Annotated in this window: 25 protein-coding genes; 14 read left to right on the plus strand and 11 right to left on the minus strand. The window is 39.2% G+C overall.

Annotated elements, in window-relative coordinates; genetic code table 11:
* Position 1 precedes the first annotated feature (1 nt).
* From FAX86_RS08500 to FAX86_RS08530, 7 genes are all read left to right on the plus strand, one after another.
* Positions 2–1,231 carry an ABC transporter permease gene (locus FAX86_RS08500; RefSeq protein ID WP_246128525.1) on the plus strand — a complete coding sequence of 410 codons (1,230 nt, stop codon included), beginning with the start codon at positions 2–4 and terminating at the stop codon, positions 1,229–1,231.
* Between the two features lie 28 nt (positions 1,232–1,259).
* A complete protein-coding gene (locus tag FAX86_RS08505; RefSeq protein ID WP_144392899.1) occupies positions 1,260–1,985 on the plus strand; it encodes an outer membrane lipoprotein-sorting protein in 726 nt (241 codons plus the stop codon).
* Positions 1,982–3,247, plus strand: a complete 1,266-nt coding sequence (locus FAX86_RS08510) for a hypothetical protein (RefSeq protein ID WP_144392900.1) — start codon at positions 1,982–1,984, stop codon at positions 3,245–3,247. The genes FAX86_RS08505 and FAX86_RS08510 overlap by 4 nt, the downstream gene beginning before the upstream one ends.
* An 18-nt stretch (positions 3,248–3,265) precedes the next feature.
* On the plus strand, positions 3,266–4,174 hold the full coding sequence (locus tag FAX86_RS08515) for a sulfite exporter TauE/SafE family protein (protein ID WP_144392901.1): 909 nt from the start codon (positions 3,266–3,268) through the stop codon (positions 4,172–4,174).
* 107 nt (positions 4,175–4,281) lie between these two features.
* Positions 4,282–4,563 (plus strand): SET domain-containing protein, encoded by a 282-nt coding sequence (locus FAX86_RS08520; RefSeq protein ID WP_246128526.1) that lies wholly within the window; start codon positions 4,282–4,284, stop codon positions 4,561–4,563.
* A gap of 170 nt (positions 4,564–4,733) precedes the next feature.
* Entirely contained in the window at positions 4,734–6,206 is a 1,473-nt protein-coding gene (locus tag FAX86_RS08525; protein WP_144392903.1) for an endonuclease, read from the plus strand.
* A gap of 137 nt (positions 6,207–6,343) precedes the next feature.
* Positions 6,344–7,201, plus strand: coding sequence for an AraC family transcriptional regulator (locus FAX86_RS08530; RefSeq protein ID WP_144392904.1), 858 nt, complete (start codon positions 6,344–6,346; stop codon positions 7,199–7,201).
* 81 nt (positions 7,202–7,282) lie between these two features.
* Here the strand turns inward: FAX86_RS08530 and FAX86_RS08535 are convergent, their stop codons facing one another.
* The 6 genes from FAX86_RS08535 to FAX86_RS22495 all read right to left on the minus strand — a co-directional run bounded on the left by FAX86_RS08535 (position 7,283) and on the right by FAX86_RS22495 (position 14,444).
* On the minus strand, positions 7,283–7,645 hold the full coding sequence (locus FAX86_RS08535) for a hypothetical protein (protein ID WP_144392905.1): 363 nt from the start codon (positions 7,643–7,645) through the stop codon (positions 7,283–7,285).
* 298 nt (positions 7,646–7,943) lie between these two features.
* Positions 7,944–9,944: a methyl-accepting chemotaxis protein gene (locus FAX86_RS08540; RefSeq protein WP_144392906.1), complete on the minus strand. Its 2,001-nt coding sequence runs from the start codon at positions 9,942–9,944 to the stop codon at positions 7,944–7,946.
* Positions 9,945–9,962: 18 nt separating this feature from the next.
* Positions 9,963–10,562, minus strand: coding sequence for a cytochrome P460 family protein (locus tag FAX86_RS08545; RefSeq protein WP_144392907.1), 600 nt, complete (start codon positions 10,560–10,562; stop codon positions 9,963–9,965).
* Positions 10,543–11,163, minus strand: a complete 621-nt coding sequence (locus tag FAX86_RS08550) for a cupredoxin domain-containing protein (protein ID WP_144392908.1) — start codon at positions 11,161–11,163, stop codon at positions 10,543–10,545. Before FAX86_RS08550 ends, FAX86_RS08545 begins: the two co-directional genes overlap by 20 nt.
* Before the next feature lie 10 nt (positions 11,164–11,173).
* Positions 11,174–12,151 (minus strand): cytochrome-c peroxidase, encoded by a 978-nt coding sequence (locus tag FAX86_RS08555; protein ID WP_144392909.1) that lies wholly within the window; start codon positions 12,149–12,151, stop codon positions 11,174–11,176.
* A 427-nt stretch (positions 12,152–12,578) separates the two neighbouring features.
* On the minus strand, positions 12,579–14,444 hold the full coding sequence (locus FAX86_RS22495; protein WP_144392910.1) for an Ig-like domain-containing domain: 1,866 nt from the start codon (positions 14,442–14,444) through the stop codon (positions 12,579–12,581).
* 480 nt (positions 14,445–14,924) lie between these two features.
* Here FAX86_RS22495 and FAX86_RS08565 point away from each other — a divergent pair, with 480 nt between their 5' ends.
* Together FAX86_RS08565 and FAX86_RS08570 are read left to right on the plus strand one after the other, a co-directional pair.
* Positions 14,925–15,413: a GNAT family N-acetyltransferase gene (locus tag FAX86_RS08565; protein WP_144392911.1), complete on the plus strand. Its 489-nt coding sequence runs from the start codon at positions 14,925–14,927 to the stop codon at positions 15,411–15,413.
* A gap of 384 nt (positions 15,414–15,797) precedes the next feature.
* On the plus strand, positions 15,798–16,289 hold the full coding sequence (locus tag FAX86_RS08570; protein WP_144392912.1) for a hypothetical protein: 492 nt from the start codon (positions 15,798–15,800) through the stop codon (positions 16,287–16,289).
* 238 nt (positions 16,290–16,527) lie between these two features.
* Here FAX86_RS08570 and FAX86_RS08575 read toward each other — a convergent pair whose 3' ends face one another.
* Together FAX86_RS08575 and asnC are read right to left on the minus strand one after the other, a co-directional pair.
* On the minus strand, positions 16,528–16,797 hold the full coding sequence (locus tag FAX86_RS08575) for a hypothetical protein (protein ID WP_144392913.1): 270 nt from the start codon (positions 16,795–16,797) through the stop codon (positions 16,528–16,530).
* An 85-nt stretch (positions 16,798–16,882) separates the two neighbouring features.
* Positions 16,883–17,341, minus strand: a complete 459-nt coding sequence (asnC, locus tag FAX86_RS08580; RefSeq protein WP_144392914.1) for a transcriptional regulator AsnC — start codon at positions 17,339–17,341, stop codon at positions 16,883–16,885.
* Between the two features lie 182 nt (positions 17,342–17,523).
* Between asnC and asnB the strand changes: the two genes are divergently transcribed.
* The 3 genes from asnB to FAX86_RS22735 all read left to right on the plus strand — a co-directional run bounded on the left by asnB (position 17,524) and on the right by FAX86_RS22735 (position 20,447).
* Positions 17,524–19,209: an asparagine synthase B gene (asnB, locus tag FAX86_RS08585; protein WP_144392915.1), complete on the plus strand. Its 1,686-nt coding sequence runs from the start codon at positions 17,524–17,526 to the stop codon at positions 19,207–19,209.
* 99 nt (positions 19,210–19,308) lie between these two features.
* On the plus strand, positions 19,309–20,322 hold the full coding sequence (locus tag FAX86_RS08590; protein ID WP_144392916.1) for a DUF3080 family protein: 1,014 nt from the start codon (positions 19,309–19,311) through the stop codon (positions 20,320–20,322).
* The gene (locus tag FAX86_RS22735) at positions 20,319–20,447 is read left to right on the plus strand and encodes a hypothetical protein (RefSeq protein ID WP_281286388.1); all 129 of its coding nucleotides are present in this window, start codon (positions 20,319–20,321) and stop codon (positions 20,445–20,447) included. The genes FAX86_RS08590 and FAX86_RS22735 overlap by 4 nt, the downstream gene beginning before the upstream one ends.
* Positions 20,448–20,484: 37 nt before the next feature.
* Here FAX86_RS22735 and FAX86_RS08595 read toward each other — a convergent pair whose 3' ends face one another.
* Both FAX86_RS08595 and FAX86_RS08600 read right to left on the minus strand, forming a co-directional pair.
* Positions 20,485–21,264, minus strand: a complete 780-nt coding sequence (locus FAX86_RS08595) for a S1/P1 nuclease (RefSeq protein ID WP_144392917.1) — start codon at positions 21,262–21,264, stop codon at positions 20,485–20,487.
* Entirely contained in the window at positions 21,261–22,298 is a 1,038-nt protein-coding gene (locus tag FAX86_RS08600) for an alkaline phosphatase D family protein (protein ID WP_144392918.1), read from the minus strand. Before FAX86_RS08600 ends, FAX86_RS08595 begins: the two co-directional genes overlap by 4 nt.
* A gap of 285 nt (positions 22,299–22,583) precedes the next feature.
* On the opposite strand from FAX86_RS08600, the gene udk reads away from it, so the two are divergent.
* Positions 22,584–23,222 carry a uridine kinase gene (gene udk / locus FAX86_RS08605; RefSeq protein WP_144392919.1) on the plus strand — a complete coding sequence of 213 codons (639 nt, stop codon included), beginning with the start codon at positions 22,584–22,586 and terminating at the stop codon, positions 23,220–23,222.
* 1 nt (position 23,223) lies between these two features.
* On the plus strand, positions 23,224–24,447 hold the full coding sequence (locus tag FAX86_RS08610; protein WP_205859132.1) for a NupC/NupG family nucleoside CNT transporter: 1,224 nt from the start codon (positions 23,224–23,226) through the stop codon (positions 24,445–24,447).
* 60 nt (positions 24,448–24,507) lie between these two features.
* Here FAX86_RS08610 and rsuA read toward each other — a convergent pair whose 3' ends face one another.
* Positions 24,508–25,287, minus strand: a complete 780-nt coding sequence (gene rsuA / locus FAX86_RS08615) for a 16S rRNA pseudouridine(516) synthase RsuA (RefSeq protein WP_246128528.1) — start codon at positions 25,285–25,287, stop codon at positions 24,508–24,510.
* Between the last annotated feature and the right edge of the window lie 28 nt (positions 25,288–25,315).

The following is a 25,315-nucleotide window of genomic DNA, read 5'->3' on the forward strand; positions in this document are numbered from 1 at the left end:
CGTGTTACTTAATCAAAAAATGGCCTTACTTAATGTTTTTCGCAATTATCGCCGTAGTTTAATTACTTTGTCAGCGATAATTCTTGGCTGTACGGCGCTTATATTATTTGCTGGTTTTATTAACTCTATGTATCAAGGAATGAGAGAAAATTTGATTCATTCTCAACTTGGGCACATTCAGATTTACGCGAAAGGATATAATAAAAATAGTGCATCAGAACCAGAAAAATATTTGCTGGACTCGACAACAGTATCAAAAGTACAAGATATTCTCGAAGCCGACGCTGACGTTTTGCTTGTAACCGAGCGGTTGAACTTTAATGGATTAATTAGTAATGGCTCACAATCAGTAGCCGTGGTTGGTGAAGGAATCGTTCCTGATAAAGAAGCTTTATTGAGCTCTGCGGTTTCTTTAAAACAGGGGGATGATCTCTTTTCTGATGACACTTACGGTTCCTTAGTGGGGGATGGATTATTCAATGGATTGTCCGCTAATGTTGGAGAGTATTTAACCATTCTATCGTCTACAGCTGATGGTGCAATTAATGCAATTGATGTTCAGGTAACAGGCGTTGTTTCTACTGGTGTCAGAGAAGTTGACGCTCGATTTATTCGTGCCAACTTATCTCTTATTCAAGAGCTTTTATATACCGACAAAGTGAGTCGAATGGTTGTGTTATTAAACAACACCGACGACACCGATAAAGTCTTTCAAAAGCTTGAGCAAATTTTTGAAGAACATGATCTAAATATTGAAATGCGTACCTGGTCCCAACTGGCGGGTTACTACCACGAAGTGGTCGGATTATTTAATAGTATTTTTCAATTTATCAAAATTATTGTGTTATTTATTGTCGCTTTGAGTATCGCGAACACGATGTTAATGGCTGTTATGGAGCGGACTCGAGAAATTGGAACCATTCGTGCAATTGGTGGAACACCTCTGAGTGTGATGAATTTGCTGTTATCTGAGGCAGCAATTATTGGATTGATTGGTAGCACCTTAGGTATTGCGTGTGGATGGTTTGGAGCCGAGATGCTTAATCATTCAGGTTGGATGATGCCGACACCGCCTGGTAGCAGTCAAAGTTACCCTATAAGAATTATTATTGAACAATCGATGATTGTTGAAACCTTTCTGATAGCGTTGGGTGTCGCTGTAGCCTCAAGTATTTATCCTGCGTTTAAAGCAACCAGGCTTTCAGTTGCTGATGCTCTTCGCTTTGTTTAGATAAAATAAGATAATTCAGGTCGATAATATGAAAAAGAACTCTAGAAAAATATTCCTCAGTATCCTTGTCTTAGTTTCTTTTTCACTAAGAGCAGATGATATTAATTATCTAGAAATACTTGATTCAGTTCGTGGTTATCAAGATAGTGGTTTTAAGTTTGACATCGTTAATGTCAGTGTCGAGCCCGACGGGGACAAGAAGCAAAATCAGTTGAGAGTCAAAGTATTGAATGACAAATCTTTGGTGGAGTTTATTTCTCCTGAGAGAGTAAAAGGTCGAGCTTTACTTAAAGAAGGAAAGGATATGTGGCTGCACATACCCAACACGCGACGTGTCATTCGGGTTGCTCCCGCACAACGGTTGTTGGGTCAAACGAGTAACGCCGATGTTGTTGGTGTTAGTTATTCTAAAAATTATAAAGTAGAGCAGGTTGATGTTAACGAGAATAGCTCCATAACAGTTAATTTGGTAGCGGAAGATAAGTCGGCAATTTACCACAAAATCGTTTTCGTTTTAGCTGCAGAAACGCCTCATCTTCCTGTTCAAAGTGAACATTATTCTCGTAGTGGTAAGTTGATAAAAGTCGCACATTACAAAGAGTATAAAAAATTTGATGGTCAACAAAAACTTCATAAATTGCTATTAGTCGATCCGATACGAGAGGGCTATCATACCTGGATGCTATTTGATAACTACCAAAAACAAACACTCAGTGTTCAACAGTTTGCTAAAGATGAGTTATCACGCTTATGACCTTGCGGTATTTTTTGATTGGTTTAATTAGTCCGCTACTATTTTCCGCAGACTCAACCTACGACGACCCGTTTTCTGATATAACTATCGAGTCACCAGAATCGCAAGCTTTTGAGTGGAACGCCGATTGGTACTCCTATTATCAAGAGAATGAGCTTGATCAGAGTCAGCTTACCAACTTAATAGATTTTACCGAACAGCGACAGATTCAAGGGCTGCAACTTAATTTAGATTTTGCGATTAATGATAATTTTCGCGTCTATTCTTCAGGCTTCTATGAAGCCTATGAAGATGATGATGCTCCGACTGAAAGTCGCTCTGAAACTTTGGAGTCATTTGTAGAGTATTCATCGGCAAAGAAAATTTGGAATGTTGCAGCGGGACGCAAGAAAATACAATGGAGTGAAGGATTCAATTGGACTCCGGCGAATCTTTTTCAGCCCTATTTCGATCGACCTAATTACGATCGTGATGACCGTGAACAACTAAAAGGTTGGGATTTGCTTGAAATTAATCGACGATTCGCAGATTCCAGTTGGACTTTAGTTGCAGCTGATAAAATTGAGCATTCATTAGATCCATTGTTAATTGATCGATATCAATACGCGTTGAAATATTCAATAGCAAGCCCGGCCGATATCTCATTGATTATTTATAAGGTTGAAAGCCTTGAAGCGAGTGTTGCATTAACATGGAGCCAACTATTAACTGACACTATTACATTTAAAGCCGATGTTTCCCATATGAAACGACGAGAATTTCCACTTTCTTTGGATAACTGGTTTTTCGAAGATGAGGGATATTTAAAATCGGTGATTGGATTTAGTTACGCTTTCCCCGGTTGGGATTTATCATTTGAGTATTTGTACAACGAACATGGCTATGAAGAAAATGAATGGGACTCGCTGATTACTGAATTGGACAGCGCGAATCTCGATATTGTGAACGGTACCAATCCTGCCAATGGCTTTGAACAAATCGGCCGAATGTTGTCACTTATGGGCTTGGGTCAATTAAGGCAAAACTACGCTCACTTCGCGTTATCAAACTCAAAAGTTGACCAGCTTTTACAATATCGTCTAAGTACACAATCAAACCTGGACGATGAGAGTTATTTCCTTCGTGCCGAATTTATGCAAAACTGGACCTCCCATTTTTCGAGTCGCCTCGAGTGGCAAAAATTTAGCGGATGTTCTGAGTGCGAATTTGGCTTAGTTCCAGATACTGAAGTATTAAGAGTCAGCTTTTATTATTTGTTTTAGATAACAACTTATATAATTATGTATTTTATAACATCATATTGGTCTCGCTGGCTGTTTTTTGTATCGAGTCTCTCGTTACTGTATGTTATTTGCATTTTTTTAAACGATACTCCACAACTTTTTGAGCATCGTCTGGGTGCTTTTGGACATTTCTTTTTTATTGGTTTACTAGCCGCGATTATAGCTAATTCAACTGGCGCTGGCGGTGGTATTATTTTTCTACCGGCATTTACAATGCTGGGAATCTCAACTGAGACGGCTTTATCGACCAGTTTCGCGATTCAATGTTTTGGTATGACATCAGGCGCTTTAGCCTGGTTAAGCTTTCGACAGCGAGAGCGAAACTTAGGACATTATGAGTGGCATGGCTTTACTCATTTACTGACTTTGAGTGTTGTCGGGTCTCTTATTGGGCTATTGCTTGCGCAGTATGTTTTGCCGCCTTTAAAATTTGATGTGCATTCTTTATTTTCTTTTTTTTCGATATTTGTTGGACTTTATATTGTTCTGGCTCCTTTCTTATTTAAAGCAGTTCCCGAAGAGCGGAGCGTAAGCCTTTCTTATATTGAACAATTGTTTTTACTTTTTGTGGCGATAATTGGTGGTATGGTCACCGCTTGGCTTTCTGTTGGTGTGGGGGAATTAGTCGCCATTGCACTATTGGCCATGAAGTTTCGAGTCCAGCAAGCGGTCGCTGTTGCGGTTTGTGTTTCTTCGATTTCTGTCATTGTTGGTGTAATGAAATATGTGGGGCAGGGAATAATTAGTACCGACATATTATTGTTTGCTGCTCCAGCGGCTATGATTGGCGGTGCTGTTGCTCGAGTTATCGCTACATGGTTGGGCGCGATAAAACTAAAAACGATGATGGGTATTTGGATTACATTAAGTGGCGTGCTTTATCTTCAGTTTGGTGTAAGCGCATAACTATTTCGTTGCAGAGCTACCAGTCAGGCATTTTTATAGCTGGTTCATTTGTTCGCAAATTTGTTATTATTTGAGTTTAATATTATTAAATACTGGTTATGTCTGTTATGGTCAAAACGAAACGCAGTAAAATTCATGGTCGCGGCTTGTTCGCCGACCAACCTATTAGAAAAGGTACCTTAATTGGTCATTTAGAAACAAAGCCGGTTGAGAAAGATGGCGCTTATGTTCTTTGGTTGTCAGAAACTGAAGCTGTGCGAGTTTTAAACCAATTCCGTTTTATCAATCATTCATCTCGTCCAAATGTTGCTTACTACGATGATCTTACTGTCGTTGCACTAAAAGACATCAAGGAAGGTGACGAATTGGTGCATAACTATAACAGTTAGATAGAGCCGAGATTGCATTTTCCAATTTAATTATAAAAATTAGGGTTAAGATTCAAAATTTACTAAAAATATTGCGTTGTAACATCCCTGATATATTGGAGTGCTACCTTTATCAATGTAGAATGCGCAAGCAATTCCCGTGATAACGAAAACGATAAAGGAAACGCACAATGAAAAACGCTCTGTTTTTTCTTTTGATATCTTCTTTTCTTTCGATTTCTTCTCAAGCTCTTGAGTTATCGGAAGGCGTTGAAGTCTCTTCTATTGGTGCCTCACAAGGTTCACAACTGAATTATGAACTGCATGTTCCAGATGGTGCCACAAATATTAAAATAGAAATGTGGGGCGGAACTGGCGACGCCGATTTGTATGTGAGGGCCGGGGCGGTGCCGACATCATCGAGATACGATTGCCGCCCTTATCGAACTGGTAATACCGAAAACTGTTTCTTCTCCTCTCCTTCCTCCTCCATTTATTACATTCAACTTCGAGCTTACAGCACTTTTTCCAACGTCTCCCTTCTTGCTACTTACGATGAGTCACAAACTGATATGGATGTTCTTGACGATGGCCAAACTTTATTTGGTCTTGCAGCTGGGCAAGGATCTTCCAGATATTTTGAAATCAATGTACCGTCAGGTAGTACTCAGCTTACCGTTGCAATGAGTGGTGGCACTGGTGATGCTGACCTGTATGTGAGAGCGGACGCGCAACCAACACAATCCAGTTATGATTGCCGACCATATATTGGTGGTAATGATGAACTGTGCACTCTGAATAACCTACAAGCCGGTAACTACTATGTTTTGATTTACGGATATTCGAGTTACAGTAATGTGAGTTTGTCGGCCAATATTGAGGGTGGAAATGGCGATGATGGCTCCGGAGACGACGGACCTGGAGATGGAACTGATGGTGCAACCTGGGACGGTTTTGAAAATTATTATAGCGATGCCATTGGCAAAACAGGGCAAAACTTGCTTGCTGCATTAAATGAAGCTGCGGCGCGTAACCATTCTCGCATGTCTTATTCTCAAGTTTGGACGGCACTAAAATATACCGATGAAGATCCAAATAACAGTAACAACGTTATTTTAATTTATACTGGACGTTCGCAATCAAAATCTTTTACTTCCAGCGGCAATAATGATCCAGACGCCTGGAACCGTGAGCACAGTTGGCCTAAGAGTCATGGTTTTCCAAGTTCTGGACAGTGGGCCTATACCGATATCCACCATCTAAGACCTTCCGATGCATCTGTCAATTCGACTCGGGGTAATAAGGATTTCGACAATGGTGGCAGCCAAATAAGTGAAGCGCCAGGTAATTATACCGACAGTGATAGTATTCAACCGCGTGATGACATTAAAGGCGATATGGCGAGAATGATGTTTTATATGGATATTCGCTACAATGGCAACGATTCGACTGGCGTACCTGATTTGAAATTGGTTAACTATACCAATTCGAGTGGCGCAACTTTGGGCAAGTTATGTACGTTACTGGCTTGGCATAATCAAGATCCCGTAAGTAATGCAGAGATTGCACGGCACGCTAGGATTGTTGAGCAACAAGGAAATCGCAATCCATTTGTTGATTACCCGACCTGGGCCAACCAAATTTGGGAAAGTGAATGTAACTAGTAGCTATCGACTAGTGGTTGTTGTTAAAGGGTCGCATTCGTGACCCTTTTTTATTATCTGTGAAGAATAGCAATTTTGGTCAAGCTTATTCAAAATGCAATGACTATCCTGTTTTTGCTAAGGAGGCAGTGGAGTCAATGTCCAATTATCGTGATCGATTTGTTGATGTTATTCGTTTTATCGAAGATAACCTGGATGAAGAGATTAGTATCGAATCATTATGTCGAGTGACAAACTTATCTAAATTTCACTTTCATCGTCAGTGTTCTGCTTTTTTGGGTATTACGGTAATGACGTTGGTGCGTTTGCTTCGGTTAAAAAGTGCGGCTTATCAGTTAGCTTATCGAGAAACATCTATTATCGATATTGCATTGAGTTGTGGTTACCAAACACACGAATCATTTTCTCGGGCTTTTAGAAGTTACTTTAATCAAAGTCCTTCTGAATTTAGGCAACACCCCGACTGGACTTCTTGGCAATCAAAATATGAGCCTGTTGTTAATTTAAGGGGAAGAGTTATGAGTGAAAATTTTACCGTCGACATTGTCGATTTTCCGGAACTGAATATTGCAGTGATGGAACATCGAGGCTCTCCTGTTTTATTAGGCGATACGATAAGGAAATTTATTGAGTGGCGAAAATTAAACCGACTTCCGCCAGAGAAGAATAGAACCTTTAACTTAGTATATGACGACCCTAGAATTACGCCGCCTGACGAATTTCGTTTCGATGTAGCTTGTGAAATAAAGGAACCACTTAAAAATAAGGGCAATGTATTGGTCACCAAGAGTATCCCTGCCGGGCAATGTGCCAGAATTAGGCATATCGGAAGTGATGATACGATAGGCGCTGTTGTTAATTTTCTTTATTCAGATTGGATTGAAAACTCTGCATATGAACTGAGAGACTTTCCAGTCTTTTTCGAAAGAGTGAGTTTCTTTCCGGAAGTTTTGGAAAAAGATGCAGTAACTGACGTATTTCTACCAATTCAATAAATTGTTACTGTAATCTTGTTTGCTTTAAGCTCCATCTTTATCAAGATGGAGCTTAAAAATGGAAGTTAATGAGATTTCTGCCTAGTCTGATTTGCTGCATTTTAAGTCGCTAGAAAAACAGACTCCGCCATTTTTTGTACAACTTTGCAGCGTTTTTCCTTTAGCCTCGGCTTCTGAACTTCCTGTTCCATAAATTCCACCTGCTCGCATATCATTCATATAACATGCCCATTGTTTCTTATGTCCTCTATCGTGTCTCGGTTTATGTTCCACCATATCCATCAAATTTAAGATAAGTCCTTCTAAACGTCGGACATCGGCCCGTAGTTCTTTAATTTCCTTTTTTAAATAACGGTTTTCTCTTTTTGTGCTCTCATAATCTGAGTGAGATGATGCTGTTATGGCGGTAAAAGCCAAGATAAGAATAAAAAGTATGTTTTTCATTGTCTCGTCCCATTAATAAGTAGTGATAGTGATTATGTACTCCCTTAGCTGAATTCTATCTTAACCGAGTAAGGTCACTCAAAAGATATTATTTAACGAGCTTTAACTCTCGCTCGTAGTATTATTAATCAAATTGCTTTCAGTATAGTTGAGAAAAATCAAGATTAATTCGCACACAGAAACTAATCTGTTGACCGAGTTCTAAATGCGTTAAATGATCGTTGGAGATCAGTTACTGGAAGGTTTTTAAATAAAAATATTAGAATAGGAAAGCTTGAGAGTGTAAACGAGAATTTTACTAATCACTTCTAAACTTGGAAACATTCGTGCGTAGCTCGCCACTTTTAGTGTGAATATTGCCAAGTATCTCCACTAAGTTTGATATTTCTACATTGGTTTGTTGTACATGTTCTTTTACTTTTGTTGTTGCACCAAGAATTCCAACGGTAGATTTACTCTGAATAACTGTTGAGTTAACAATATTATTTGTCATATCTCCGATTTTACTGAAAATATTGACAAGTTCGTCGAGTAATTTTTTAGTTTGACTAACACTTTCAAGCATAGAGTCCGTTTGAGTCACCGTTTGATTCATTCGTTCAACAAAATTTTTATTCAATTCAGAATTTTCTTGAAGAATCGTATTCATGTTTTCCGTTGTATGATGGGTTTTTTTGCTTAATTGTCGTACTTCGTCAGCAACAACAGCAAAACCTCTCCCTGCATCTCCTGCTCTGGCTGCTTCAATTGCTGCATTGAGTGCCAGTAAATTCGTTTGTTCAGTAATATCATTAATACCCGATATCATCGATAGCATACTTTGTCCTTTCTCATCGAGTTCGATTAATCCTTTCTTTAAGTCGGAAATTGCAGCATAGACATTGTCTGAGTTATGGCTTAAGTTTTCCATCGATTGAATGGCTGAGTTTACCGAAGATTCGGCAGAGCGAAGCTGCTCGGCTGTAGATGATGCATGAGAAAAAACGTCTTGTGAATCGTTTGCTATTGCTTCCACCGATGACTCTGTTGAAATGGTTTGTTTTTCAGTATTATTTGAAATACTACTTAGTTCATCGAAAGTGCTTTTGCTTCTATTTACGAGTTCATCTAGCGCTGTTGATGAACGTTTAACGGAACTGACGATTTCGCTTATGGTCTCTAAAAACTGATTGAATTGCTGAGCTGTTCCGCCAATTTCATCTTTTGTATCTATAGGTAATCTAAAATTTAAATTGCAGTCGCCGCTATTAAGCTCTATAAGTGCTGAATAAAGATGTTTTGTTGGCACTACGATATATTTGGTGAGTAAGAAAATAGCAATAAGACTAAAGATTATGGAGAAGCATAAAATAATAATTAATCTCGTGGTTGCTTCGGAAAATGAGTTTTCTAGTTGTGTGAAATCTTCACTATTCTTTTTTTGTAAGTGCGATAATAACTTATCAAAAGATTCCCGTATGTTATCCACAGGCGGAGAAATATCCTCGCGATACATCACTGCGTCTTTTCGCCAAGTATCACTAAGATGTGTGTCTATAATTGATTGACTTATTTCTTTGTAGTTTTCGATTTCATCTTTGACGGCCTCTAAAAGGTCGAGTTGTTCGTAATCTAAATTTAGTGAGAGACTTTCTGACAGAGCTTGTGATGTTCCCGAATAATGGAGTTGCATTTTTTCTAGTGCATTTTGACTTCTTTGGGATAAAAACCGTGAAAAATATAGGTTTACCATCGCCCAGTTGTATCGAAGCTCTTGAAGTGATTGAACTGCTTTACTTGATATGTTTTCGTCGAATAGTAAGACATCACTGATATTTTGAAAAATAGTGAATGAAAGTGGTTCAAGTTCATTTAAGTTTTTAACTAAAGCAGGATAGTTCGATTTCCAGTCATCTACTAGTTTCCGAGCTCGCTCGTCGACATTACGAATTTTATTTAATTCCTCTTCAATATCATCTACGAGATCCGGCATGTCCGGGTCGTTACTGTAATTCCGTTTGATGTTGCTCAGACTATCAAACACGTCTTGCTTAGACTCTAATAGTTTGGTGTGTGAATCCTGTGTTTGAGATAAGCTATAGAGAGCTAGCCGGCTAATAAATATATCAACACGGCTGTTGAGCTTGGTGTATGCCAGCATTTTGGGTTGACTGACGTGAACGACTTGGTGAAACTGTTGCCGGGCATTTGTAAATTGATCGTAACTAATAACTGATGACACAATCAATAAAACAAGTACAGGAACGAACAAAGCTAAAAGCTTTGTTCGAACTCCAAAATTAGAGAATGTACCTTTCATAATAAGTAAAGTACTGTGTTAATTAGAGTGATCTCCAGTTAGGTGAACGGAGTATATATAGTCTCTATCTTTTATACTCATGTGGCATGCAGCACAGCGCTGATTTATAGCTTCGTCTTCTGCTTTGCCTCTCATAATCACTTGGCCATCTTTTGTTGACTCGATATATTCCCAGTCACCACCTTTCGGTGAGTAGCCTTTTTCATGCTTAACCATTATCGTTAAAGTCGTTGCTAGGTCAGGTCTTCCCTTATCTGAAGTGAAATTTTCTTTTAGTACGACAGTGCCGACCGGATATTCTTGATATTGCGCTTCGTAATCGTCACCTTCGTCAAAAGCTTGCATCCACTTTATGTACTCATAAAAGTTTTTCTTATAGGTTTTACTCCCTTTATCAGTATAGACCACAATAAATTGATTCCAATGAAGACCAGAGAGTTCAAAGCCGGTCATTCTATTCCATTCTGTACGATAGCTCTCTGTAATGGCAGAGTTTTTCGGAGGTTTGAAAGGAGTTACAGAAAATGGATTAATAACTTGATCGGAACCAATGGAGGCGCTGGATGTCATTAATAAGAATGTAGTCATACCAATGAATTTACCGAGAGATTTTTGCACTTCCAGCCTCCTTTCCTCGCTTAGTCAATGGTATCGTTTTAGATTCTCCTTTTTTGACTTCTACTTCTACGGGGTCGAAGTTGCCAAACATAAATCTAAATTGACTAGTGGAGTCATCGACATTATCAATTTCAGCTGCATACTCTGTCTTGTCGCGATCAAACTCAAATACTTTATAAGAGTCACTATTAATGTTTGCAATGTAGGCACGCATTCTAGGGTGAATTTTACAGCCTAGACGGACAAGAGTGTCTTTTTTCCAGTCAACATCTAGTTTATTTGTGGTACCTGTTGGCATAAGTCCAACATCAAATTCGACACCACTACTTCTATCATTGGCAAATATATTATGATCGACATCGTCGGTATTTTTAAAGGTCAAAGAACCTTCATTATCGGTTACAACTATCGAAGACGTGAACTCTTTATTCTTTTGATCAAGAACGCCATTTTTCGCAGTTGGTTTGCTCCCCATAGCATAAAAAATACCTGCTGTAGGAGGGCGCTTGTCAAACTTTAATTCAACGTTCACTTTGCCTGCGAACAAAAGAGGTGAAAACAATATGGATGGCAAAATGAAGTAGTAATTTATTTTATTCATTGATTAGCTCCTATGGCAACGATGGACGTTCAATAATAACGGGATCGGTTAGTGCACCCATAAAGGCAACAAGGTCATAAATCTCTTGTTTCGTTAAATTTAAGGGTTTTATTACATTTGAAGTATTTTTAGCTCCGTCACCGCCTCGATTGTAAAATTCCATGACTTCTTCGAGAGTCGCTTTAGAGCCGTCGTGCATATAGGGTGGGCTAAGCGCAATATTTCTTAACCCTGGGGTTTTAAAGGCTCCAAATAAACTGTCGTCATTAATGATTTTAGCGCGACCAGGGTCGTCGCCTTTAATGCCTAAATTGTGGAAACTATTGTCTGTAAAATTCTCTCCATCGTGACATTCGGTACATCTCGCTTTTCCTTTAAATAGTTCTAATCCTCTGATTGCCGCAGGTGACATGGCATTTTTGTCACCCGCAATATATTTATCAAATGGAGAGTTATTGGAGATTATGGTTCGCTCAAACGCAGCGATGGCTTGAGTAACAAGTTCTGCAGTTATCTCTTCTGAGTTATACACTTCTTTGAATAGTTTTTTATAGCCAGGTATGCTGCCTAACCTTTGCGGGAGTATCGTTAAGGACATACCCATTTCTGCTTTTGATTCGATTGGACCAAGGGCTTGCTCTTCCAATGTCATGTCTCGGCCATCCCACGCAAAAATGACATTCCAAGCTAGGTTGTAGAGGTGTGGTGTATGACGCTCAAGTTTTTTCCCGTTGGCTCCAAAGCTAAACTTAACGCCGTCGCTAAAACCAAGGTCTGGATTATGGCAAGTTGCACAACTTTGACTTTCATTGACTGACAAGCGAGGGTCGAAGAAAAGCTTTTTACCTAACTCAACTTCAGCTTCACTGGGTGGTTCCCCATAGGGGTATTCTATATAGTCAGGATCGGGTGTTCCCAATGGTTGACCAGCGGTAACGTAGGGGTGAATCAACGCATAAACAATCAGCGTAAAACTACTTCTTATCATTTAAACTCCGAGGAAGGGGGATTTCTAATACTGTGGATTAAATATAGATAAGGTATGAAGCTTTTCAAGATAGAATAACTTTGTTCTCAGTGTGAGATTGGGTGTTTGGGTAGACAAATTTGAGTCAGAAAAACCACTTTATTTTCAAGGAAATAAGTTGCGGATTTTTATGTATGCTCGTTTCTTTCTTGTAAAGCTGACAAAAATTTGGCCGGTTTAAGCATTAAGTTTTGGAAAATGAGAGCTGAAACTGCTGTACATAGGCTTACAAAAATATAGGCATAAATTTAGGATAGCGAGAAGATTTTTTTAATCAAAAATTAATGATTTACTAATAAAAAAAGGCCTTCATTTTGAAGGCCAAAGTTCTTGGTTTGAGCGAGTTGTTATTATAAGAATAATTGTATTCGCGTTATTAAACCTGTGTTTATCGAAGTGCTTCAGTAAAAAACTTATTAAATACTTGGTACATTTCTCCATTCCATGCGTTCCATATGAGTATTGCTTCGCCTCGAGTTGTAAATGCTAAATCATAGTTATCAATGCTGCCTGCTGTTGGGTCAACATTAAACTCCGTCAACCAACCTTCTGATGTAAGGCGTTTGACCCATAGGTGACGCTTGGTAAATGTTTCTAACCGTTGTTTCCACACGGCAAAGATATTGCCATTCGCGTCTTGTTTTAATTGAACTGTATCAATGTCACCAATGTCGTTACTTTCGATTAACTCCGGCGTTGTCCAGCCTGAACCTGCGTCAAATTGTGAAGAGTAAAGTGAACGAACTTCATCTTCGTTATTGCTTTGAATCCACACAAGAGTTCCTTTATTGGTATTGCTCAAAACAATGTCACTGCCGTAGGCTACATAAGCGGTAGTAGTTACTTGTTGTTCTCCAGACCAACCTTCTGAGGAAGAGTAATAGTTCGCCCAAACAGATTCTGTATCTGCATCAGGATTGTATCTAGTCCAGGCAACGATAATATTACCTAGGTTGTTTATCGCCGCTTTCGGTTTGATATCGTAAACAGAAGCGTCTTCATTGTTGTCGAGAATCGTCGTGTCGCTCCAAGCATTCTCTTCAGAGAGTATTTTGGAAGCAGCGCTCCAATTTACGTTAAGCATTTGCCATACAAGTGCAATCTCGTCATTATTTGACTTTGCAAAAGATGGACGTATTGAGCGGTTTGAATCTAGCTCTACGATAGCGCCCAGTTTTTCTTCAATGTTAAATTGCATACTCAATAGAGGTTGTACATTTTCTTCGAGTAGTGGTGTCCAAGCGATAATTGCAGTGCCATCATTTTTTAGGACGACATCATGATTTTCGTGTGAAAACCGAGTTGGACGCGCCTCAAACTTTTGCGGTGCTCCCCAACCTTCGCCTTTAAAGAAAGTATTTGTCCATAATGTGCTTGCGCCACCTTCTTGATAAGCCATCCAAGTAACAATGGCATTGCCATTCGCATTCATCGACATTTTTGGGTAGCCAATATCGTCTTCATTTGTCTCGATAAATTCTGGAGCTGACCAGCCGAACTCAGCATCGTAAGTGCTTGCCATTAAACTTCGAACGTCCGAAGAACGTATTTCCCAAATTGCTAGACCGTCACCACTATTGTCGTAAGCGACTTGCATGCGAATTGCGCCTTTGAAATTAGGAAGTGCATCTTCATTTAAATCGATTTCTCGATTACTTGTCCAAGCACCGTCTTGAGTGGTAAAAGACCAGCTTTGACCATTGGCTAAGTTATTGCCTTGTGCATCGGTAACGTCTGTTGTCAGGTTTGCGGTATAGGTAGTATGAAGTGCAAGTTTAGACACTGGAGTTAAGGTAACGGTTTGATCATTATTCGTTAGCTCAGTTGTGGTTTCTACCGAAGAACCACCTGGATTGGTAAATGTGAAACCAGCACCAAATGATTCAACAGCCATCGGCTCATTAAATGTTGCTGAAACACTAGTGGTGAAAGCCATATTGGTTGTGCCGTCTTCTGGTGTAAACTCAGTAAGCATCGGCGCAGTTAAATCGAAAATGTTGGGATCAAGAGGTGCATCATCATTAATGTCTGCGTGCCCATCATTATCATCATCGGTGTCGGCATTATTTCCAATGCCATCACCATCAGTATCTGTTGTTTCTGTTGGATCATTCGGAAAAGCGTCTTGAGAGTCGACAACGCCATCACCGTCGCTGTCAATTTTGCTCGGGTCTTTAGAACCTGAACCACCGTCTTTACATCCCGATAAAACCAATGCAGATGTTAATGCAATTAACCAAAGTTTGTTTTTCATAATTTCGCTCCAATTTAAGATCGACGACAACTACCTATCATTAGGTGACTGCCAACCAAGAGGTGCGAATTGTATGGGAATTGACCAGTGTGACCGTTAGCAATAATCCGGCAAAGATCTTAAATAATCCGACAAAACAACGTTAACCAATTGATATTTAAGGGTATTATTAATACTTGGGAATGCTGAAAATGGAATGAATTACTTGAAATAGAGCACATTTTTAAGAGAGTTGAGTTGGTTGCCTATTGTTTTATTGAAAAGGTTTTTAGAATAAGCGTTGTATCTTTAGTGCTTTTAGTGATTAATTCTGTTGAGTCATTGAGTGATCCATTGCGGTTTTAAGATTGTTCCCTTGAAACAAAAAGTTTGAATAAGTTGTTTCTTATTAGGATATGGGAGAATGGATAAAGCTGGTCACAGACAGTTGTAGAGATCCTTACCAAGATTCCACTAGTTGATACAATAAGAACATTGATTATGAAAGCAATTAAAATTCTACCTTATCAAACAAAATATCGAGATAGAGTGCTTGAGTTAGTTATTGATACTTGGGAACCGGTATTTAAAAAAACTGAATACGATGTTCCTCGTTTTGTATACGATAACTTTTATCCGAAGGGATGGAAGAGTCGACAAGTTGACGATGTATCTGCATTACTTGACTCTGAACCAGAAAGTTTCTGGTTAGCCTTTCAAAAAGAGCTGCTTGTTGGATTTGTCGGTATAGCTATTCATCCGGAAGACAAAATGGGCGAAATATCTATCATTGCTGTTTCTCCTTCGCATCAAAGACAGGGAATTATTAAAGCTCTAATGGATTTTTCTGAAGAAAAAATTTGTGCTTCAGGTATGAAAATGGTGATGGTTGAAACAGTTGGAGACTCCGGTCATGAGCCAGCGAGACGAACTTATGAATTTCAAGGTTATGAACAGTGGCCAGTAGCGCGGTATTTCAAGGCGCTGTAAGAAGAATTTCTTGCAATATAGCTATTTTATGGAAGAAACATCAATTATTAAATATAAAAGGAAAATATATGAGACCATATCTTACTCGAAACTTTGGTCTGAATAGTAATTCTGATAGAGAAGCCTCTAAAAAGTTATTGCGGGGATATTTTGTGTTTTTTCGCTTTTATTACGTAATGGCAATAGTGCTCACTACTTTTATATTGATGTTTTCATTTGATTGGACTATCAGTTTTCAGGTAAAGTATTTTTAATTTATGGTTCGATTATATGGTTTGTAAGTTATGTCGCTAATTTACATATTTTAAAGTTAGCATTAAAACTAAATCGAGTCAGTTGAAACTGTGTGTGCCTTCCAGGAGATGTGTTTTGAAAAATTTCATTTTGACTTTATTCTTATTGCCATTGATGTTAAATGCTAATCCTTTTATTGATATAAAGCTGGGAACTTCATGTTCTGATATTGTTAGTATGGAAGAGTCGGTGGACTATGATAAAAAAGAACTACACGAGCGTAATGGTTATATATATTCCTATGAGCGTCAGTATGCAGGGTATTTATCCCGATCTTTGATTAGTTGTAATGGCAATACTACGAACAGTTACTCATTCGCTCAACATGTACCATATCCGGTAGATGCTCATGAGCTAGTAAGAACTTGGCTAGAAATGATTGCAATAAAACTAGGAAATCCAAGTTACAATACCTATGTCAATCCTTATAAGGAGCATTTTGAAAAGGAAGTCGAAGAGGGGCTTTCAGAGAAAGATGAAGCCCTAATTACCTGGCTAACAGAAAGTGGATGCTTTTGTACGTTATCAATAAATAAGTACGATGATTACTATAAAGTTGTTTGGTCATGGGACATTATATGACAATTATCAATACACATGTGCTTTGCGACCAAGTTATACCAAAATAATGCACACACCAGTAGTGTAATAAATCTCTACCAATTCGCCGGTCTTTTCGAGTTAATTAATCACTACGGGGTAATTACCCACACATCGCAATCCAATTTCTTGGAGTTAATATACGTGTTAACGCCTCAAGCAATTTTTCTATTGTTATCTTTAAATAGCGCTTGATAATTGCTCACTAAAATTATTCTTATTACTTCAAATAACCAAATGAAAACAGTAATTCGTCAAGAGCTTGAAGTTCGATTACTGAAATAACACGCGCAGCTCTTAAGCCTTGAAAATACCCATTAACTGAGTTTACCCACGAGTGACCTTTCAAGGCATCAGACTCGACGTTATCTAGCCAGTCAATTGAAACTGACTTAGTCTCAATCACGGAGAGTAAATTTCGAATATTTCGAAAAACTTCCTTAATTTTTTCCTGCTCTGAAAGGTTGTTGAATTTTGTTGAATCAACCATGTTTCTTCACTCGAGTTGGCTTTTCTTAAGTATTACGGAAAAGCACTAAACTTTCACTCTCTACTTGATAATAGAATGTAAAAAACTAAACTAAAATGCTCCGATGAATCGGATTCTGTAATGAAATCAAGGTTTCAGTCGCTTGTACTTTTTCAATGGACTGAATTTTGTCGATAAGTAGCCATTGTAAGTCTTCGATCGAGCGGGTCATTATCTTTATTAAAATACTGTACTGCCCCGTGGTGTAATAGGCCTCTACCACTTCATCGATTGCTTCGAGTTCTTTAATCACAATGGGGTAATCGCCCGCGCTTTGTAAATTAATGCCGATAAAGCAGCAAACGTCGTAACCCAACTTTTTTGGGCTGACTTTCATATGCGTGCCGGTAATGATGCCTGCGTTCTTCAATTTCTCTATTCGAACATGAATGGTGGCGGGACTGACCGAAAATTCTTTGGCCAATTCGGCATAGGGTCGGCGGGCATCGTAGATAAGCGCGTTGATTATTTTTTTATCCAAATTGTCGATTGTCTGATTTTCCATGCTATATCTCAGGTATTTTTAACGGATCAGCGAATATATTAGAGAATAATAGATAATATTTAACGTAAAGTCTATTTGTGTTGTTGGGTATTCACTTTTTTGGCTATTTCGATAATGATTGACTAACAGAGAGGCTCGAAATGAGCATTTAGTTTAAATTGTCAATATTAAGGTACGTCGTTATGTGCTCTATATTAGGAATTCTTGATATTAAATCGGACGTTTCAGTACTTCGCAAACAAGCGATACAGCAGTCGAAAAAACAAAGACACCGCGGCCCGGACTGGTCGGGTGTATATCAAAATGACTCGGCCATTTTGGTCCATGAGCGGTTGGCAATTGTTGATGTTGATAATGGAGCACAACCTTTACTCTCTCCCGACAAGCTACAAGTGCTGGCGGTAAATGGTGAGATTTACAACCATAAAGAGTTGAAGCAGCAACTCGACTTAGATTATGAATTTCAGACTAAGTCAGACTGCGAAATCATTTTGGCGCTGTATAAAGAAAAGGGCGTCGGGCTACTTGACGACTTAAACGGGATGTTTGCCTTTATTCTTTACGATGAAAGTCGTGATAACTACTTAATTGCACGCGATCCCATTGGTATTATCCCGTTGTACACGGGCTATGATCAACACGGTAACTTTTATGTTGCATCGGAAATGAAAGCTCTGACCGATGTGTGCGAAACCGTAACCGCTTTTCCTCCTGGGCATTATCTTTCAAGCGATGAAGGTGAAATAAAACCATACTACAAAAAGCCATGGAAAGAGTATTCAGCTGTTTCGTCGAACATGGCCAGCGTGCAAGCCGTACGTGAAGCATTAACTGATGCGATTAAAAGACACTTAATGACTGACGTACCTTATGGTGTTTTATTATCAGGTGGCTTAGATTCGTCAATTGTTGCGGCTGTAGCAAAACAATTTGTTGAAAAGCGTATTGAAGACGATGGCAAATCGAGTGCTTGGTGGCCCAGTTTGCATACCTTTGCGATTGGTTTAGAAGGCTCGCCCGATTTAGCCGCGGCACAAAAAGTCGCGGATCACATTGGTTCGATTCACCACAACTTTACTTACTCCATTGAAGAAGGCATCGATGCTCTGCATGATGTCATCTATCACCTCGAAACTTATGATGTGACAACCATTCGTGCATCAACGCCTATGTATTTAATGTCGCGAAAAATTCGTGCCATGGGTATTAAAATGGTCTTGAGTGGCGAGGGAAGTGATGAACTTTTTGGTGGTTATTTATATTTTCATAAAGCGCCCAACGCGCAAGCGTTTCATGAAGAAACTGTTAGAAAAGTTGAAAAACTGCATTGGTACGATTGTTTACGTGCAAACAAATCAATGGCCGCTTGGGGCGTTGAAGCGCGTGTCCCTTTTTTAGATCGCGAATTTATTGATGTTGCCATGCAAGTCAATCCTAAAGCGAAAATGATTACTGACGGAAAAATGGAAAAGCAAATTTTGCGCGAAGCATTTTCTGATTTATTACCACACGATGTGTGCTGGCGCCAAAAAGAACAGTTTTCTGACGGCGTAGGTTATGGCTGGATTGATTCGTTAAAGGACTTGGCTGAAAAGCAAGTTACCGACGAACAAATGAAAAACGCTCATTTTCGTTTTCCAGTTAATACACCATTAACAAAAGAAGCGTATTTTTATCGTGATATTTTTACGCAACATTTTCCATCGCAGTCGGCAGCCGAAACGGTGCCTGGAGGAAAATCGGTTGCTTGCAGCACAAGCGAAGCTTTAGAGTGGGATCGCCAGTTCCAACAACTGGCGGATCCTTCCGGTCGTGCTGTCACCACGGTTCATTCAGATGGTTACAAGCTAAAGGAGACAGCTGCTTAATTTTTGTTGTATTCGATCGCTGTGATGGTGCATTGTTGACTTGAGTCTTAAGATTAAATTGGTCATTATGGACTTTTAATTGATCGATTTGGTTGTCCAATGCGCTTTGTCATCACACTAATGTGTTGTATCTGGATTGTCGGATGTGATTCTGTTGATCCAAGACTGCATGAGATTGATGATTATCGCAGCCGCATTTTTTCTTTACTCGAAATTGAAGAAACGTTAGTCTCCGTTAATACGTCGCCTTATCCTGATAAACGCTTTATGCTCGCTTCAATCGAGCGCGTCGAAATTAACTGGAGCGAGTTTTTTTCTTCAATAAACTGCGATGACTTACAAACTGTTATCGCAGAAAAAAATAGTCCTCTCGGTCGCACTCGAGAAGCAGCGACGCAATTGTATTTTGAGTTAAAAACTTTAAAACTGTTAACTCAGTGCGAACATTCATTATCTCAAAAATCTCCGGAATGGGTTTCAGCAATAAGAATAAAAAAGGAAAACATGAAACATGTTGTATGGAATTTAACTTGGGCAAGCAATTACTGGCGAGGTTTGTTTTCATTTTCTCAAAGAGATAATCAAGTTTCGCAGAATAGCGTTAATCATGTTGTCGCAGAACTTGAACTATTAAATCGTTTTATCTCAAATGAAAGACTTCCAGAGAAAGCTCAATGGTTTAATGTATTTCAATCTATTGAATCGCATCGTGCTGTGTTTGGTAGTGCGATTTATGAAGGATTAGGCCATTTAGCGTATATGATATCGTTAAACGAAGCTTTAGCTTTACATCAACAAGCTATTTGTCCACAAAATATTCCCACACGACAATTTGATTATTTGACGAATGTTCTTACTAAATTTTACACGACAAAAGTTCAGCGAGAGCAGGTAGAGCTTATTGATGCTTTAAAAGCAGTTGAGAATTATATAGAAACGAATATGTTTAATAGCATCGATAATAATAAACTAAATGAATGGTTAGCTTTGCACAAAATTCATAGTTCTCCCAAATTATCTGAGCAATTAACTAACCGAATTCGAGAGCACGTTACTCTTTGGCAGGCGATCATGAAGTCTTGTGGCAGTTCTCTGAGAAAGTTAAATGAATGAAAGGAATGTTTATGGTTGGTGGCAACAGTGGAGTGTTTACAGTCAGAATCAATTTACAGCACTCTGATATTTGTGAAATGGGAACAAATAGTGCCGAGTTAAATGAACTCGGCATAAAGAAATAGGTGCCTATTAACCGGCTAGAGAGGCCAAAAACAACAATTAGTTATGAGTTGGATCGAATAGCTCATTTAAATAAACAGCAATTCGCACCCCGCCTTGCTTTAAGCGCAATTTTAACGTTGGTAAGTGTTGATATTGATAATCCCAAGTTAGATTATCTTCTTTCGGATAAATGGTATCGCGAATTTTTGTGCTTTCAGCGATCCAATCTTCAGGGTTGGTTGTTGTCCATTGCAAGATTGTATCGGGCGTAATTGTTCTATTTAAGAAATTGGTCCATTCGGTGTATGACAATTTCTGTTGATCAATCAGTCCACTATCCCAAACCCGATGTAAGTTAGAGTCTTGCCAAAAAAATCGGAGTTTGACATCGTTGCCGCCTCGGTCATCGCCGTTGCCAGCATGTAATGGCTGGTGTAAGTCGCCAATAATATGAACAATAAACTTAAGTGCAACTGCTTTATCGGCTTTGCTGGCTTTCTTATCTTTAAGTACTTTAGAATATTTTTTTAAAGCTTCTACAGCATCACTTTTTTTGGGAGCTCCAACTTGTGCGTAAGTTTTTCCTTTTGGAACCGTAACGTAATGGTAAGGATTGGCTGTTTTTCTCCAAAACTCAGAAGGATTTGATTTCATTTCGTCAACATAAGTTGAGGCTTCAGCTAAAGTTTCATTTCCGATGATCGACTCAATACTTTGTCGTGTTGTTTCGGTAAGGTATTTTTCTGCAATAGCACCGGTGATTCGGTGCCCAGTTTTCCCAAAAGACATTGCGCTGCATGAAACAACGGCAGCTAATGTGTAAATAAAATATTTCATAGCTTTTTATTCTCCAAATTCATTACGAATTGATTAAATAACTTTCCATCGTCGCTGTAGAGCGAAGCTTGAAGCTCAATCGTCTTTTGGTCGACATTGTTCACTTCAATAAGTCCGTAGTTTTGTTTAATTAGTGCTTGCCCAAATCGATTTTTATTGGGTGCCGCTGGATATACTCTACCTGCTAATCCACTGCTGGTTACTTCGTACATTGTTTTTCCATTGTACTTGATTTGTGAAAGCTCACCACGATGAACATCACCTGAAACAATTACTAAATTATTGTTAGAGTATTCGCTGAGCATGTCGAGCAGCTTTTTGCGCTCGTCAGGAAAATTAGCCCAAAGCTCCCAACCTGAGTATTCGGGAATGACCTGGATGCTCGAAACTAAAATTTTCACATCTGCTGCTTTTTGTAATTCTTTCTTTAACCATTGCCATTGCTGGTCGCCCAATAATTGTCTGGTGTTATCACTGTTGGGTTGGTAAGGGCCTAATCGTAATTGTTTTCTTTGTTCAGGCGTTAAATAGCTGAGTGTTAAGTCGTCACGATCCCAGCGAGTGTCGATAAGAATAATTTGAATGTCGAGATCATTCTGCTTAAGCCATTTAGTGTGGTAAATACCTTGAGATTTGCTTTTTAGTTGCGAAATTTCGGGATAGTCGAAAAACTCAATAAAGGCTTGCTTGGCTTTGTGTTTTGCAGAGAAGTTTTTCCCGCCGTCATTAATGCCATAGTCGTGATCGTCCCAAGTGGCAATGATTGGGACCTGATTGCGGAATTGCTGAAAATGTTCTTTTTGTGCTAGTTCTTGGTAAGCATTTTTCATGTCTTGTTCATCAGTACTATCGATGTAGACATTGTCGCCCATAAGAACAAACAAGTCGGGATTGTGTTGCATAATGGTGGCCCATATTGGTTGTACGCGATCTTGATAAGCGCATGAACCAAATCCTATGGTGACCGAGTGATCGTTGGATAATAATTTGAGGCAACAAAAAGAAAGGATAAAAAGAGAACAATATTTAATCATTTATTAAAAGCTTTTTATTTATTTCGACAAATTGACCGTTCAGGATATCTAATTTTGGAGTCAATATTGTGACAAGTCGGGCCAAGAAAGGGGGAATATTACCAACTATCTTCGAGCTCTGCGATGTTGTTGTTTGGCTGAACCCGTAATTAAGTGGTTTATAGAGTCTTTCGATAAATGTGAATTGTTATTGAGCTCGGTTTCGTAATAGTCATAGATTGGTAAGGCATGGTATGATCTGCGCCGATTTTCGTGCGGTCAACTAGTTCTTTAAAGAATAAGATTATGATTATTATTGCTGTGAATGGCGGATCTGCGTCTGGCAAAACAACGCTGGCAGATCATCTGGAGGAATGGTTCAACTCAAACTATGGTTTGGGTTTTTGTCGGGTTCTGTCGGAAGACCGTTATTATCATCCTCAGGACCACCTCACAATTGAGGAGCGCGAGAAACTCAATTTTGATCACCCCGAGTCCTTTGAACATCAGTTATTGGCCGATCATTTAACACAGCTAAAAGCTGGCAACTCGATACACATTCCAGAATATTGCTATAAAACTCACACCCGTCTTAAATCACAAAATGCTCTCGATGAAATACCGGTTTTAATTGTTGAAGGTATTCATGTTTTAACCAATCCTTTATTACTCCCCAGTTTTGATCTCAAAGTTTTTGTAAAAACGCCTCTTGATGTTTGTTTGGCTCGACGAATTCAGCGCGATGTTAAAGAACGTGCGCGAACGGTTGATTCTGTGATTGAGCAATATATGGGAACCGTACGGCCCATGTATGAAGCTTTTATCAAAGCCAATAAGGATAAAGCTGACTTGGTGATTGATGGTCACCAATCAATGGAAAAGATGTTAGCTGACGTTTTGCAAAGTCAATTTTTTATTGAGTTAAGCGCCCACTGGAATTCTTAATATGCTGTTAGATGTTATTCAAGCCCTGGTGGGGATTGGCGTGCTATTGCTTGTTGGATTTGTTTTTTCGAGTAATCGCAATAAGATTCAGTGGCGTACCGTCTTGGCGGCATTGGCGCTACAAGTTGCTTTAGCTGCACTGGTACTTTGGGTACCTTGGGGTAAATCAGTTCTGTTGTCGATGTCGAATGGCATTAATAATATTCTTGAGTACAGTAAAGAAGGTATTGAGTTTATTTTTGGCGATTTAGGGAAAATGAAACTCGGATTCATTTTTGCCTTCCATGTTTTACCTATCATTATCTTTTTCTCTTCACTGATTGCTGTTTTGTATTATCTGGGAATTATGTCTCATGTTATTCGAGTTGTTGGTGGATTTTTGCATTCAGTTTTGCGCACCAGCCGCGCTGAATCTATGTCGGCAACGGCTAATGTTTTTGTTGGACAAATTGAAGCGCCCTTAGTGATAAAGCCCTATCTGCCACAATTAACGCGCTCGGAACTCTTTACGATTATGGTGGGTGGACTAGCCAGTGTTTCTGGCTCAGTTTTGGCCGGTTTTGCCAGTATTGGTGTTGAAGTTAAGTATTTGATTGCGGCGAGTTTTATGGCTGCTCCTGCTGGATTATTGATGGCAAAGTTATTAATGCCAGAAATATCAAAACCGGCAGAGAATGTGGATGTTTCTTCCGAAGTTTCTGAGCATGAAAATGTTATTGATGCAGCGGCATCTGGTGCGATAAATGGGCTGAAACTCGCAGCAAATATTGGCGCTGTGTTGCTTGCATTTATTGGGTTAATTGCTTTGTTGAATGGCCTTTTAGGTTGGCTTGGCAGTTTAGTGGGTATCGATGGTTTGTCATTACAAATGATTTTGAGCTATTTGTTTCAACCTATTGCCTGGCTTATTGGTATTCCATGGAGTGAAGCGTCGACTGCTGGAACCTTAATTGGTGAAAAAGTAGTGATTAATGAGTTTGTCGCCTTTCTTGATTTCGTGAATTACAAAGAATCGCTATCGGAAAAAACTCAAGTTATTCTGACGTTTGCTTTGTGCGGTTTTGCTAACTTTGGTTCGATAGCTGTTTTGCTGGGTGGCTTGGGCAGTTTGGTTGAGCATCGTCGCAGTGAAATTGCTCGTTATGGCTTAAAAGCTGTTTTTGCGGGAACTTTGGCGAACCTATTAAGTGCAGCAATTGCTGGTTTGTTTTTTACCATTGCTTAATGATTAAGCCGGCGTTTTGTTTACCTAACGCCGGTTAACCAAAAAACTATATAGTAAACGCTATTGGATTGACTTAATTTCTTCAAGCGTAAGTGCTCGGTACTCTCCGGGAGCCAGATCGGGATCTAGATGAATGTCGCCAATTTTTTCTCGATGCAATGTTTCGACTTTGTTTTCAACCGCAGCAAACATGCGCTTCACCTGATGGTAACGTCCCTCGGTTATCGTTACGCGATAATGGTATTCATCAATGACTTCTATTTGCGCTGGACGAGTTCGTGTTTTATCATTTTTTAGCCATACGCCTTGTTCCAGTTTTTTAATCGTTTTTTCATCGAGTGGAGAAATGGTTTCGACTAAATATATTTTCTCACACTCGTGTTTTGGAGAAATAACCTGATGTAGCCACTGGCCGTCGTCGGTTAATAAAACCAGACCTGTTGTGTCAATATCGAGCCGTCCAGCAATGCTTAAATTTTCCCGTCGTGGTTCATCTATAAACTCCAAAACGGTCATGTGTTCCAGATCTTTATTTGCGCAGACAAAGCCAACGGGTTTGTTTAGCATAAAATATCGGAGTTCAAGCTGGTTTAAAGGTTCTCCTGCCAATAAAACTCGATCGGAATTAAGGATTTTTTGCTCGGGCTGTTTAACGATTTCGCCATTAACTTCGACTTCTCCACGTTTTAACAGAATTTTTACCTGTTTTCTTGAGTAGTCGGTCGATTGACTGATAAATCGATCGAGTCGCATAGGGAATTTAAAGTTATCGCTTTGCATCGAGGTTGTCTTTTGTAGTTGAAAACTGTATTTAAAGCCGCCAGGCATTATATAATTCATTAGAGCCAACGGGTCGGGTTTATTGTCC

The sequence above is a fragment of the Pleionea sediminis genome, from assembly GCF_007570825.1.
Taxonomy (GTDB): domain Bacteria; phylum Pseudomonadota; class Gammaproteobacteria; order Enterobacterales; family Kangiellaceae; genus Pleionea; species Pleionea sediminis.

Excerpts from the sequence above, each read along its gene's own strand:
- FAX86_RS08505 (WP_144392899.1), top strand. The coding sequence starts at position 1,260 with ATGAAAAAGAACTCTAGAAAAATATTCCTCAGTATCCTTGTCTTAGTT.
- FAX86_RS08510 (WP_144392900.1), top strand. The coding sequence starts at position 1,982 with ATGACCTTGCGGTATTTTTTGATTGGTTTAATTAGTCCGCTACTATTT.
- FAX86_RS08515 (WP_144392901.1), top strand. The coding sequence starts at position 3,266 with ATGTATTTTATAACATCATATTGGTCTCGCTGGCTGTTTTTTGTATCG.
- FAX86_RS08520 (WP_246128526.1), top strand. The coding sequence starts at position 4,282 with ATGGTCAAAACGAAACGCAGTAAAATTCATGGTCGCGGCTTGTTCGCC.
- FAX86_RS08525 (WP_144392903.1), top strand. The coding sequence starts at position 4,734 with ATGAAAAACGCTCTGTTTTTTCTTTTGATATCTTCTTTTCTTTCGATT.
- FAX86_RS08530 (WP_144392904.1), top strand. The coding sequence starts at position 6,344 with ATGTCCAATTATCGTGATCGATTTGTTGATGTTATTCGTTTTATCGAA.
- FAX86_RS08535 (WP_144392905.1), bottom strand. The coding sequence starts at position 7,645 with ATGAAAAACATACTTTTTATTCTTATCTTGGCTTTTACCGCCATAACA.
- FAX86_RS08540 (WP_144392906.1), bottom strand. The coding sequence starts at position 9,944 with ATGAAAGGTACATTCTCTAATTTTGGAGTTCGAACAAAGCTTTTAGCT.
- FAX86_RS08550 (WP_144392908.1), bottom strand. The coding sequence starts at position 11,163 with ATGAATAAAATAAATTACTACTTCATTTTGCCATCCATATTGTTTTCA.
- FAX86_RS08555 (WP_144392909.1), bottom strand. The coding sequence starts at position 12,151 with ATGATAAGAAGTAGTTTTACGCTGATTGTTTATGCGTTGATTCACCCC.
- FAX86_RS22495 (WP_144392910.1), bottom strand. The coding sequence starts at position 14,444 with ATGAAAAACAAACTTTGGTTAATTGCATTAACATCTGCATTGGTTTTA.
- FAX86_RS08565 (WP_144392911.1), top strand. The coding sequence starts at position 14,925 with ATGAAAGCAATTAAAATTCTACCTTATCAAACAAAATATCGAGATAGA.
- FAX86_RS08575 (WP_144392913.1), bottom strand. The coding sequence starts at position 16,797 with ATGGTTGATTCAACAAAATTCAACAACCTTTCAGAGCAGGAAAAAATT.
- asnC (WP_144392914.1), bottom strand. The coding sequence starts at position 17,341 with ATGGAAAATCAGACAATCGACAATTTGGATAAAAAAATAATCAACGCG.
- asnB (WP_144392915.1), top strand. The coding sequence starts at position 17,524 with ATGTGCTCTATATTAGGAATTCTTGATATTAAATCGGACGTTTCAGTA.
- FAX86_RS08590 (WP_144392916.1), top strand. The coding sequence starts at position 19,309 with ATGCGCTTTGTCATCACACTAATGTGTTGTATCTGGATTGTCGGATGT.
- FAX86_RS22735 (WP_281286388.1), top strand. The coding sequence starts at position 20,319 with ATGAAAGGAATGTTTATGGTTGGTGGCAACAGTGGAGTGTTTACAGTC.
- FAX86_RS08595 (WP_144392917.1), bottom strand. The coding sequence starts at position 21,264 with ATGAAATATTTTATTTACACATTAGCTGCCGTTGTTTCATGCAGCGCA.
- FAX86_RS08600 (WP_144392918.1), bottom strand. The coding sequence starts at position 22,298 with ATGATTAAATATTGTTCTCTTTTTATCCTTTCTTTTTGTTGCCTCAAA.
- udk (WP_144392919.1), top strand. The coding sequence starts at position 22,584 with ATGATTATTATTGCTGTGAATGGCGGATCTGCGTCTGGCAAAACAACG.
- FAX86_RS08610 (WP_205859132.1), top strand. The coding sequence starts at position 23,224 with ATGCTGTTAGATGTTATTCAAGCCCTGGTGGGGATTGGCGTGCTATTG.
- rsuA (WP_246128528.1), bottom strand. The coding sequence starts at position 25,287 with ATGAATTATATAATGCCTGGCGGCTTTAAATACAGTTTTCAACTACAA.